Source organism: Flavobacterium sp. LHD-80 (assembly GCF_030929605.1).
Taxonomy (GTDB): Bacteria; Bacteroidota; Bacteroidia; order Flavobacteriales; family Flavobacteriaceae; genus Flavobacterium.
The window spans coordinates 643,000-655,320 of sequence record NZ_JAVFVS010000004.1; the positions used below are offsets into that span (position 1 = coordinate 643,000).

Consider the following 12,321-nt stretch of genomic DNA (forward strand, 5'->3'; position numbering starts at 1 on the left):
CCCGACAGGTTTTAAAAACCTATCGGGTTTAAAAGAACCTTCACAATCATAATAAAAAAACTTAGCATCTTAGAACCTTAGCGTCTTAGTAGCTAAAACAAAAAAATATGGCAATTACGATACAAGAAGCAATAAAAAAAAATATCCTAATCCTTGATGGAGCAATGGGAACGATGTTGCAACGCTATAATTTCTCCGAAGAAGATTTCAGAGGAGAGCGTTTCAAAGATTTTCCACATCCGTTAAAAGGAAACAACGATTTATTATCTCTAACACAATCACAAGCGATCCGCGATGTACACGCCGCGTATTATGAAGCCGGTGCCGACATTGTAGAAACCAATACCTTCTCAGGAACGACAATCGGTATGGCCGATTATCACATGGAAGATTTGGTTTACGAGTTAAACTACGAATCGGCAAAAATCGCAAGACAAGTAGCCGATGAGTTTACCGCAAAAAATCCAGAAAAACCTCGTTTCGTAGCCGGCTCAATCGGACCGACAAACCGTACAGCAAGTATGTCACCAGACGTAAACGATCCGGGTTACAGAGCTGTAACGTTTGACGATTTAAGAATTGCCTACAAACAACAAGCTGAGGCGTTAATGGACGGTGGCTGTGATTTACTTTTAGTAGAAACCATTTTCGATACATTAAACGCAAAAGCCGCGCTTTTTGCAATTGAAGAAGTAAAAGAAGAACGCAATCTCGATATTCCAATCATGGTTTCAGGAACAATTACCGATGCTTCAGGAAGAACACTTTCTGGGCAAACAGTTGAGGCGTTTTTGATTTCAGTTTCACATATTCCGTTATTAAGCGTAGGTTTCAATTGCGCTCTTGGAGCTGATTTGCTGAAACCGTATTTAAAAACATTAGCGCATAACACAAGTTTTAATGTTTCGGCACATCCAAACGCAGGTTTGCCAAATGCTTTCGGACAATACGATGAAACGCCAGAACAAACTCAGGCTTTCATCAAAGAATATTTAGAGGATAATTTGATTAATATAATTGGCGGTTGTTGCGGAACAACTCCAGATCATATTCGATTAATGGCTGAGGTTGCGAAGGATTATAAGCCAAGAGTGGCGCCGGTATTAGTTTAGAAAATGTTTGAAGAAAGCGAAGAATTTAATAAAAAATCTACTTGGGTAATACTTATTATCTCTCTTTTAGGGACAATTTTATTTATTATTAAAGGGAATTATAATAGTAATGAATTCGACAAGTATAAGAAAACATTTAAAGGCGAAACGATTGGTTTTGCAACTAGAATTGAACACAAGGGAAGACAAGATTATTTAAGATATTATTTTTATTCGAATGGAAAGATTCTATCACAGGTTTCTGTGAAAAATGGCTCTGATTTAAAAGATAAATTTTATAAAATAAAATATGATTTAAATAAACCTGAAGAACATTATATAATTTTAGAAGAGGAATTAAAGCCTGATTCACTTGCGTTAGTAAAAGCAGGTTTTACTAGAACGAAATACTATATATATGATGGGGGTGTAACTTGTAAGTACATAGAGAAATCAAAGTGGAAATGATTTTGGTAAAAAAAAAGTTATTATGAAACCGAGTTTGCGTGAGGGATAGAAGTGAAAAGCCCACAGCCTGACGAAGGAAGTGCGAGGACTTGTAACGGATAGCCCGCCCGAAGGACACGCCCAAATTAAAATATTGAAAACGAATATACCTACAAGGTTTTAAAAACCTCGCAGGAAAGAAAATAGAATAAAAAACTTAGAACCTTAGAATCTCAGGATCTTAGTAACTTAGAAAGAAATGACAGAAAAAAGAAGAGACCTTGTATTATCAGGATTAGAACCGTTGATTATTACGCCGGAAAGTGTTTTCGTGAATGTTGGTGAGCGTACGAATGTAACCGGTTCAAGAAAATTCTTGAGACTAATCAAGGAAGAGAAATATGACGAGGCGCTTGATATTGCAAGACAACAGGTAGAAGGTGGAGCACAAATCATCGATATTAATATGGATGAAGGAATGCTTGACGGTGTTACTGCGATGACTAAATTTTTGAATTTAATTGCTGCAGAACCAGACATTTCGAGAGTGCCGATTATGATCGATAGTTCGAAATGGGAAATCATTGAAGCCGGTCTTAAAGTAGTACAAGGAAAAAGCGTTGTAAACTCGATTTCGTTAAAAGAAGGAGAAGAAGCTTTTATTCATCACGCGCGATTAATCAAGCGTTACGGAGCGGCGGCAATTATCATGGCTTTTGACGAAGTAGGTCAGGCCGATAATTATGATCGTCGAGTGGAGATTTGTCAGCGTTCGTATGATATTTTGGTGAATAAAGTAGGATTCCCTCCGCAGGATATCATTTTCGATTTGAATATTTTCCCGGTTGCAACGGGAATGGAAGAACATAGATTAAACGCTTTGGATTTCTTTAGAGGGACAAAATGGGTTCGTGAAAATCTTCCGCATGCGCATATTAGCGGTGGAGTGAGTAACGTTTCGTTTTCTTTTAGAGGAAATGATACGGTTCGTGAAGCGATGCACTCGGTGTTTTTATACCATGCGATTAAAAACGGAATGACGATGGGAATCGTTAATCCAGAAATGCTTACAATTTACGATGATATTCCGAAAGATTTATTAGAACACGTTGAAGACGTAATTTTAGATAGACGCGACGATGCGACTGAAAGACTTCTGGACTTTGCTGAAAATGTAAAGGGAGAAGTAAAAAGCGACGAAAAAGCAGTTCAAGAATGGCGTTTTGGAACCGTTCAGGAGCGTATTACGCATTCATTGGTAAAAGGAATTGATGCTTTTATTGAAGAAGATGTTGAAGAAGCGCGTTTGGCAGCGACAAAACCAATTGAAGTTATCGAGATCAATTTGATGACGGGAATGAATGTGGTTGGAGATTTATTTGGAAGCGGAAAAATGTTCCTGCCTCAGGTAGTAAAATCGGCTCGTGTAATGAAAAAGGCAGTGGCTTACTTATTGCCATTTATCGAAGCGAGTAAACAAGCGGGAGACAAACAAGGAAACGGAAAAATCTTGATGGCAACTGTAAAAGGTGATGTTCATGATATTGGAAAAAACATCGTTTCTGTAGTTTTGGCTTGTAACAATTACGAGATTGTAGATCTTGGCGTTATGGTGCCTCCGGAAAAAATTATTTCGGCTGCGATTGAACATAATGTAGATATCATCGGGTTAAGCGGACTGATCACGCCTTCGCTTGACGAAATGGTGTATTTGGCCAAAGAATTAGACAAACAAGGAATTAAAATTCCGATTATGATTGGAGGGGCAACAACTTCACGTGCGCATACCGCCGTGAAAATTGCGCCTCAATATAGAGAAACTGTAATTCACGTAAACGATGCTTCAAGAGCTGTTACGGTTGCAGGAAATCTGTTAGATCATAATCGAAAAATATATGCGGCAGATATTCGTGCAGAATACGATTCTTTTAGAGAAACATTTTTAAATCGTTCAAGAGATAAAAACTTCCTGACGATTGAAGATGCCCGTAAAAATAAATTACCATTGGATTGGTCGGAATACACACCAACTAAACCTAAAGTAATTGGCAAACAAGTTGTCGAAGTTGAATTGGATGTTTTGGTTCCATATATTGATTGGACACCATTTTTCCAGACTTGGGAATTGTACGGAAAATATCCTGCGATTTTAACGGATGAGGTTGTGGGAGAACAAGCGACTTCTGTTTTTAACGATGCGCAGGCAATGCTGAAAGTAATTCTGGAAGAGAAAAAACTAAAAGCAAAAGGTATTTACGGAATTTTCCCTGCGAATCAGGTTGATGATGACGATATCGAATTGCGTGATGAAAACGGAAAAGTTTTAGAGAAATTCTTAACGCTTCGTCAGCAATCACAAAAAACAAAAGGCGCGCCGAACATCGCTTTAGCCGATTTTATTCTGCCAAAAGACAGCGGAATCGAAGATTATATGGGAGCTTTCTGCGTAACAACCGGTTTTGGTGTTGATGAATGGGCAGCAGAATATGAGAAAAATCTAGACGATTATAATTCGATTATGGTTAAAGCGCTTGCGGATCGTTTTGCTGAGGCTTTCGCCGAATATCTTCACGAGAGAGTGCGTAAAGATTTCTGGGGTTATGATTCAGAGGAATCGTTAACCAACGAAGAATTGATTAAAGAAAATTATAAAGGAATTCGTCCGGCACCAGGTTATCCAGCTTGTCCAGATCACTTGGAAAAACCAACGATTTGGAAGCTTTTAAATGTAGCCGAAGAAATTGGAGTAACGTTGACAGAAAGTATGGCAATGTGGCCAGCTTCATCGGTTTCTGGATATTATTTCGGGAACCCAAAAAGCCGCTATTTCGGACTCGGAAAAATAAAAGAAGATCAGGTTGTAGATTACGCCAAACGACGTAATGTCCCAACAGATTACGCTATGAAATGGTTAAATCCTAATATAGCAGATTAACAAAAAAAGTTTCAGGTTTCAGGTTTAAAGTTTCAAGTTCTCTACAGCAACTTGAAACCTGAAACTTTAAACTTGAAGCAACAAATATTTGATTTAAGTTTTTGATTCAGATTTTTTACACAAACCCATTCAAAACACTTAACTCATAACCCATAACTTAAGAAATGAAAGTAACAGAGCATATAGAAAACGCCAAAGGAAAAACACTATTCTCATTTGAAATTATTCCGCCTCAAAAGGGGAAAAGCATTCAGGAATTGTATGATAATATCGATCCGTTGATGGAGTTTAAACCGCCGTTTATTGACGTAACCACTTCTCGCGAAGAGTATATTTACATCGATCGTGGTAACGGGCTTTTGGACAAAAAACTGACTCGTATGCGCCCGGGAACACTTGGAATTTGCGCTTCTATAAAACATAAATATAATGTTGATACTGTTCCGCATTTGCTTTGCGGTGGATTTACACAAGAAGAAACCGAATATATGCTGGTTGATTGTCAGTATTTAGGAATCAACAATGTAATGGCGCTTCGCGGTGATGCAATGAAGGACGAACAATCTTTTGTGCCCAAAGTTGGTGGAAATCATTATGCGATTGATTTGGTAAAACAAATCAATGATCTAAACTGCGGAAAATATCTGCATGAAGTGATGGATATCGACAACAAAGCTGATTTTTGCATTGGTGTTGCAGGTTATCCTGAAAAACATTTAGAATCACCATCATTACAATCAGATTTGAAAAGATTAAAAGAAAAAGTTGACGCAGGAGCAGATTATGTGGTAACACAAATGTTTTTTGACAACTCTAAATATTTTGCCTTTGTAGAAAAAGCAAGAGAAATGGGCATCACAATTCCGATTATTCCTGGAATTAAGCCAATTGCTGTTCAAAGACACTTGCAAGTTTTACCACAGATTTTTAGAATTGATCTTCCAGAAGATTTAATCGATGCGGTTGACAAATGTAAAAACAACGCTGAAATCAAACAAGTCGGAATAGAATGGGCGATTCAGCAGTCATTGGAATTAAAAGCAGCTGGAGTTCCGTTTTTGCATTATTATTCAATGGGGAAATCAGAGAATATTCGCCAGATCGCGAGTCAGGTTTTTTAAGGCTTTCTACTCAAACTTGTCATTTCGACGAAGGAGAAATCTTCGCAAGTAACTCCGTAACGAGAATCCAATCTTTGTCGAGCTTCTCGTGGAGATTTCTCCTTCGTCGAAATGACAAAACAAGCGTTAGTTGGGATCCGAGCTAAGTAACAATAAATTGCTGAAGGATTTTGTTTAATTTAGAAGTTTAAATTTCGTGTCATGAAACAAGAAGAACTACAAGCCATAGCCTCTCAATTAAAACATCCAACGGGAGAAAAGGGAATCGAAATGGGAAATATGATGAATGAAACAAACATCAATATGACCAAGCATTCGATTCAGAATCTCAATATTTCTAAAGAAAATAAAATTCTGGAATTGGGTCACGGAAATGGGGGGCATGTTGAATTTCTTTTCGAACAAGCAGACAATCTAAAATACTACGGACTGGAAATGTCGGAACTGATGTTTCAGGAAGCACGCCAGATTAACCGAAATTTTGTCTCTCAAAAACAAGCTTTCTTTTCACTTTATGACGGAAACGCAGTTCCGTTTGAAGATGAATCTTTCGATAAAATATTTACTGTAAATACAATTTACTTTTGGCAGGAACCAGAAAAACTGCTTGCCGAAATCTATAGAGTTCTAAAGCAAAATGGGAATTTCTGTGTAACCTTTGCTCAAGAAGATTTCATGAAGCAACTTCCATTTACACAATTTGAATTTGAGCTTTACAGTACAGAAAAAGCACAAAAATTAATTGGTAAAACACCTTTTAAAATTGTTTATATCGAAAGTCAGGCAGAACAAGTAAAAAGCAAAACGGGCGAACTTGCCGACAGGACTTTTACTACGATTGTTCTGGAAAAATAGTTTTTTTGCCACTCCCGATAGCTATCGGGATAAAAGATTTAAAAGGATTTTTTAATCTGTGTAAATCCCTTCAATCCGTGGCAAAAAATAATTAATTCTCGCCGTTTTTTTTAGTACTTTCATTCCTTATTATTAATCTTTGAATTATAATCTTAGCAACTATGGAAGTTAAAAAAATAAATTTTTTACAGAATTATAGCAGTATACTTTTGCTTTTGGGCGGTATTATAATCGGGAGTATTTTTGGATTGGTGTTTGGGGAAAAAGTTTTGGTGATAAAACCACTTGGTGATATATTCCTGAATTTGCTTTTTACAGCTATTATTCCGCTTATTTTTTTCACGATTGGTTCTTCGATTGCTAATTTGGAACGAACGGAGAAATTAGGAAAACTGTTTATCATTATGGTATTGGTGTTTTTGGCAACAATTCTTATTTCAGCAATTGTGATGATTTGTGCTGTTTATCTTTTTCCAATTCATGAAGATATCGCTATTGCAAAAGTTCCGTTTGAAAAAATTGAATCAGGTTCAGTTGGTGATCAAATTGCAAAATTGCTTACTGCAAATGATTTCTTTGAATTGCTTTCGCGAAAAAGCATGCTGGCTTTGATTATATTTTCATTTTTAATTGGCTTTGCAACATTACAATCTGGGGAAAAAGGAAATGCTTTCAAGAGTTTTCTAGATTCTGGAAACGAGGTAATGAAGCAGTTATTGAATATTATAATGAAATTTGCTCCAATTGGTTTGGGAGCTTACTTCGCTTATCAGGTTGGTGTTTTCGGACCACAATTGTTAGGAGTTTATGCAAAACCTATGGCAGTTTATTACGCTGCTTGTATCTTTTATTTCTTTGTGTTTTTTAGTTTGTATGCACTTGTTGCCGGAGGAAAAAGGGCTTTTAAAGTTTTTTGGAGCAATAATATAGCGCCGTCATTAACTGCAGTAGGAACTTGCAGCAGTATTGCTACGATTCCGGCCAATTTAGAAGCAGCAGAAAAAATGGGAATTCCGGCACATGTTCGTAATTTGGTCATTCCGCTTGGTGCGCCTTTGCATAAAGACGGTTCGAGTATGTCATCTATCTTAAAAATAATTTTTTTATTCGCCATGTTTGGAAAAGATTTTACAGACCCAATGACGATTCTTTTGGCTTTAGGAATCACTGTAATTGTTTCGATCGTTGAAGGTGGAATTCCAAATGGAGGTTATATTGGTGAAATCCTAGCCATAACCGTTTATGGTTTCCCAATGGAACAAGCACTGCCAGTCGCCATGATTTTAGGAACTTTAGTAGACCCAATTGCAACTTTGTTAAATGCAAATGGAGATGTAATTTGTTCAATGATGGTTTCGCGATTTTCAGAAAAAACGAAATGGTAGCTTTATAAAGTTTCTCATTCTTAAAAATAATTCTAAAACTTACTTTCATTCACTTTGTGTTAAGACTTTGACTTCGTTCAGCTTGACAATTTGTGATAGATCAAATACTATATAATATGAACACAATACTGCAACACGATCTAAACGATTTAGAAAATATCTTAGAAAAAACAAAACAACAAGGAATTGATTTTTTAAATAATCTCGAAACGATTCCTACTTCAAATAAAAACACAATTGATCCTTCAGGCACATTAAATGAATTTGGTTTAGGTTCGATTGAAACATTAAAAGAATTTAACGAAAGATTGGCGCCACTTATGGTTTCTTCACCGGGACCGCGTTATTTAGGATTTGTTACCGGAGGTTCAACTCCAGCGTCAATTGTCGGAGATTGGCTGGCTTCAGTTTACGATCAAAATACACAGGCCATAAAAGCACAGGGCGGTGCATCGGCATTAATTGAATTTGAAACAATTAATTTTTTACTGCAGTTGCTAGAATTGCCCGATACATTCTCAGGTGGATTTGTAACTGGCGCTACAATGTCTAATTTTACCTGTTTAGGTGTTGCTAGACAATGGTTTGGGAAGCAATTAGGAAAAGATTTTGCAAAAGAAGGAATCTCAGAATCAATTCCGATTTTAACCGCGACACCGCATTCTTCTTCTATTAAATGTTTGTCAATGCTAGGAATTGGAAGTCAAAATTATACGGCTATAAAAACAATAGAAGGTAACCGTGAAGCGATTGATTTATCTGATTTAGAAGAAAATATTAAAAAATTAAACGGAAGACCTTTTATCTTGATTTCAAGTGCAGGAACGGTTAACACTGCAGATTTTGACGATTTTGAAGCCATTGCAGCATTACGCAAAAAACACAATTTCTGGTGGCATATTGACGCTGCTTTCGGCGGATTTGCTGCTGTTTCAGATAAATTCAAACATTTAGTTGAGGGCTGGGAGGGTGCAGACAGCATTACAATAGATTGTCATAAATGGCTGAATGTACCTTATGAAAGTGCTTTTTACTTGCTAAAAAAAGAGCATTTGAGTTTACAGATTGAAACTTTCCAGAATTCTAATGCGCCTTATTTAGGAAATCCTCTGGAGAATTTTAATTATTTAAATGTGCTTCCTGAAAATTCACGACGTTTACGTGCACTTCCGGCGTGGTTTGCTTTGCGCGCTTATGGAAAAGACGGTTTTAAAGATATTGTTGAAAACAGTACGGCATTGGCACTTCATTTTGCCAACGCTTTGATTGAAACGGAAAGTTTTGAATTATTAGCTCCAATTCGTCTTAATAATGTTTGTTTTACTTTAAAAGGAAATTACAATCAGGAGAAAGTAAATGAGTTTTTGACGATTTTGAATGATAGAGGAAAAGTTTTTATGACACCAACTTTTTATCAAAATAGAAAAGGAATCAGAGCTTCTTTTGTGAATTGGCGCACAACCGAAGAGGATATTAAGATTATTATTGAGGAAATGAAAACTTCAATTTTAGATCTGGAAATATAGAGGATCTAAAAATATAAAAGAGCCTGTTAACTACATACAGGCTCTTTACTAACACAAAAAAAAACAAAAAACAAGAATCGAAAGGTTGATTAAAGTATGAAATTGTACCATTTCTCTTTGCAAATATAAGACTATTTATATCAAGTCTAAATAAAAATAAATAAAAAAAGTATATAAATTATTAATCGTTTGAAAACGAGTTGCTAAAGTGTATTTAAAAAGAAAGTTTTAAGAGTCAGCTGAAAAAAGAAAAACCAATTTATTCTTTAAGAACAAATTGGTTTTAATATTGTATTGTTTTGAAAAACTACTTCGTAATTTCTCTAAAAACAGCTTCTAGATTTTTGTTTTTCTGATTCAGTTGTAAAGTTTTTAATCCATTTTCATTGGCAAAATCAAAGATTGCTGGACGCATGTCTTTTTCCGTTACAAAAGTCAGTTCCCACGTCATGTCATGTGTGTTAACGTATGAAGTGATATTTTCCAGCTTAGCCAAAAGCTGTTGTTCTACTTGATAATCAAACTCAACTTCAATAACTTGCTCTTTATTGGCAGACACTAAATGGTCTAATTTATTATCAGCTACAATTTGTCCTTTATCAATAATGATGACACGATCGCAAATTGCTTCGACTTCCTGCATAATGTGTGTTGATAAAAAAACGGTTTTATCTTTCCCTACATTTTTGATTACATTTCGAATTTCCATTAACTGATTCGGATCCAGACCTGTAGTTGGTTCATCCAAAATTAAAACATCGGGATTGTGCAATAAAGCATTCGCAAGTCCAACGCGCTGGCGGTATCCTTTCGATAATTGGCTTATCTTTTTATGGCTTTCTGGTGTCAGTCCTGTCAGTTGAATTACTTCTTCGATTCGTGATTTTGGAACGTTATAAACATCGGCATTAAAAGCCAAATACTCACGAACATACAAATCTAAATAGAGCGGATTATGTTCTGGCAAATACCCAATCGAGCGTTGTACCTCTTTAGTGTTTGTCATGACATCGTGGCTATTTACAAGGGCTGAGCCACTATCGGAAAGTAAATAGGTGGTCAAAATTTTCATTAAAGTAGATTTTCCAGCTCCATTTGGACCAAGAAATCCAACGATTTCTCCTTTCTCAATTTTAAAAGAAATTTCATTTAAAGCTTTTTGCTCTCCGTAACTTTTTGATATGCTGTTTACTTCTATCGACATTGACTTTTTATTTACTGCAAAAGTAAACAGAAATAGTTTCGATTGCTACATTTTGTCTTTTAAAAATAATGATAAAAAAGAGGAGAGCCCTTTATTCACGGCATCGTTATTGTTAAAGGAATGCTAAATTAAAATTTACCCAAATCATGAAAAAATTTTTAGTGATAGCTGCCCTAGCTATCTGCAGTTTTGCAAATGCGCAAAAAGGAACAATCTTAGTAGCTGGAAACATTGGTTACACTTCTGAAAAATCAGAATACCAATTTAGCGAAGAGAAAACAAGTACATTTACTTTTTCCCCAAAAGTAGGTTACCAATTTAATAATAATTGGACTGTGGGGGGAGAGATCTCTGCAAGTTCATCTGATGTTGATGTAGTAGGTTCGAACCGTAAAGACAACAATTTTAGAATTGGAGCTTTTGTACGTTATTCTGTACCGTTAAGCCAAACATTTTCTGTTTTTGCTGATATGGGAGCAGGTTTCCAAAGCGAAAAAAACAAGATCTACGCTAATAACGGAAAAAGTTATGTGAAATATAAAGGAGATGGTACGTACATTGGTGTAACTCCAGCACTTTTTATTAACATGAAAAAAGGTTTTGGTCTAAACTTCAATATTGGTGGTTTAGGTTACGAAACATTAAGTTTTGATAACAATGGAGAAGATTACAGTAAATTCTTCTTCAACTTTGGTCAGACATTTAATATTGGAGTTTCTAAAAACTTCTAATCTTAATTTTTATTCAATTTCAGAAAGCACTCCAATTTGGGGTGCTTTTTTATTTTTCGGGAATCAGATAATTTTTTATTCGATTAAGTGGCTGTGAATCAGTTTGTTTTGTTTTATGTTTAGAATGATTAAAAATAGTGGCATTGTTGTTGCGAAATACTTACAAAATTTTAATACATACACACATGAAAAAAATGTTACTTATTCTTGCATTAACTTTATGCAGTTATGCAAATGCTCAAAAAGGATCTATATTAGTTATGGGAAGTATTGAATATAATTCTCAGAATGGATCAGCAGAAAGTTCAGAAACTAAATCCAGATCTTTTATTTTTTCGCCAAAAGTGGGATACCAATTTCATGAAAACTGGACTGCTGGTATTGAAGGAGGAATTGGAACCTCAAAAACGGAATTCCGTACAGTTCAATATTCTGAAAACAAATCAGATTATTTTTCTTTAGGAGGTTTTTTGCGTTATACTAAACCTTTAAATCAAACTTTTTCTGCTTACGTAGATTTAGGATCAGGTTTTATTAATCAAAAAAATACCAGCATTAATGGCGCTATTTCGACAGATAATAAAGCCAATGGGTTTTATGTTGGTCTTACTCCTGCAATTTTCATTAATGTTCATAAGGGATTTGGTTTGAATTTTAATATTGGAGGCTTAAACTATAATACTTATAATTATGAAGATGGTGTAAATGTTATTAAGAGCTTTAATTTTAATTTAGGAAAAGCATTTTCTGTAGGAGTTTCAAAGAATTTTTAATTTCGAAACAGCATATAAAAAAAAAGCATCCGTTTTAATGGATGCTTTTTTTTTAAACTAAAATGTCTTCTGAAAATAAAAAGTTCTAGCTTAGCCCCGATAGAAGTGGTATCCTTTTTCTGGCTTCTTTAGCCAGGAAAAGATATAGCGGATAGCGGGATTGAACGTGTTATAAAAACGAAATTTCTGCTTCTAAATAAAAAAAATAATGCCAGCAAGAGTGAAGCCAAAACCGAATCATAACTAATTTTGG

At 35.4% G+C, this 12,321-nt stretch carries 10 protein-coding genes; 9 read left to right on the plus strand and 1 reads right to left on the minus strand.

The annotated features are described in order from the left end of the window. The first annotated feature begins 107 nt into the window (after positions 1–107). The 7 genes from RB619_RS07350 (at position 108) to RB619_RS07380 (ending at position 9,360) form a co-directional block, all read left to right on the plus strand. Entirely contained in the window at positions 108–1,112 is a 1,005-nt protein-coding gene (locus RB619_RS07350; protein WP_308095882.1) for a homocysteine S-methyltransferase family protein, read from the plus strand. Positions 1,113–1,115: 3 nt separating this feature from the next. After that, positions 1,116–1,559: a hypothetical protein gene (locus tag RB619_RS07355; protein WP_308095883.1), complete on the plus strand. Its 444-nt coding sequence runs from the start codon at positions 1,116–1,118 to the stop codon at positions 1,557–1,559. Between the two features lie 238 nt (positions 1,560–1,797). Continuing rightward, the gene (metH, locus tag RB619_RS07360) at positions 1,798–4,473 is read left to right on the plus strand and encodes a methionine synthase (protein WP_308095884.1); all 2,676 of its coding nucleotides are present in this window, start codon (positions 1,798–1,800) and stop codon (positions 4,471–4,473) included. Positions 4,474–4,637: 164 nt separating this feature from the next. Then, positions 4,638–5,594 carry a methylenetetrahydrofolate reductase [NAD(P)H] gene (metF, locus tag RB619_RS07365; protein WP_308095887.1) on the plus strand — a complete coding sequence of 319 codons (957 nt, stop codon included), beginning with the start codon at positions 4,638–4,640 and terminating at the stop codon, positions 5,592–5,594. A 201-nt stretch (positions 5,595–5,795) separates the two neighbouring features. Next, positions 5,796–6,449 (plus strand): class I SAM-dependent methyltransferase, encoded by a 654-nt coding sequence (locus RB619_RS07370; protein WP_308095889.1) that lies wholly within the window; start codon positions 5,796–5,798, stop codon positions 6,447–6,449. A gap of 161 nt (positions 6,450–6,610) precedes the next feature. Next, positions 6,611–7,834, plus strand: a complete 1,224-nt coding sequence (locus tag RB619_RS07375; RefSeq protein WP_308095892.1) for a dicarboxylate/amino acid:cation symporter — start codon at positions 6,611–6,613, stop codon at positions 7,832–7,834. Between the two features lie 116 nt (positions 7,835–7,950). Further along, positions 7,951–9,360 carry a pyridoxal-dependent decarboxylase gene (locus RB619_RS07380; RefSeq protein ID WP_308095893.1) on the plus strand — a complete coding sequence of 470 codons (1,410 nt, stop codon included), beginning with the start codon at positions 7,951–7,953 and terminating at the stop codon, positions 9,358–9,360. A gap of 307 nt (positions 9,361–9,667) precedes the next feature. Here RB619_RS07380 and gldA read toward each other — a convergent pair whose 3' ends face one another. After that, positions 9,668–10,564, minus strand: a complete 897-nt coding sequence (gene gldA, locus RB619_RS07385; RefSeq protein ID WP_308095895.1) for a gliding motility-associated ABC transporter ATP-binding subunit GldA — start codon at positions 10,562–10,564, stop codon at positions 9,668–9,670. Positions 10,565–10,710: 146 nt separating this feature from the next. Between gldA and RB619_RS07390 the strand changes: the two genes are divergently transcribed. Together RB619_RS07390 and RB619_RS07395 are read left to right on the plus strand one after the other, a co-directional pair. Then, the gene (locus RB619_RS07390) at positions 10,711–11,295 is read left to right on the plus strand and encodes an outer membrane beta-barrel protein (protein ID WP_308095898.1); all 585 of its coding nucleotides are present in this window, start codon (positions 10,711–10,713) and stop codon (positions 11,293–11,295) included. Positions 11,296–11,480: 185 nt separating this feature from the next. Beyond that, positions 11,481–12,068 carry an outer membrane beta-barrel protein gene (locus RB619_RS07395; protein WP_308095900.1) on the plus strand — a complete coding sequence of 196 codons (588 nt, stop codon included), beginning with the start codon at positions 11,481–11,483 and terminating at the stop codon, positions 12,066–12,068. The last annotated feature ends 253 nt before the right edge of the window (positions 12,069–12,321 follow it).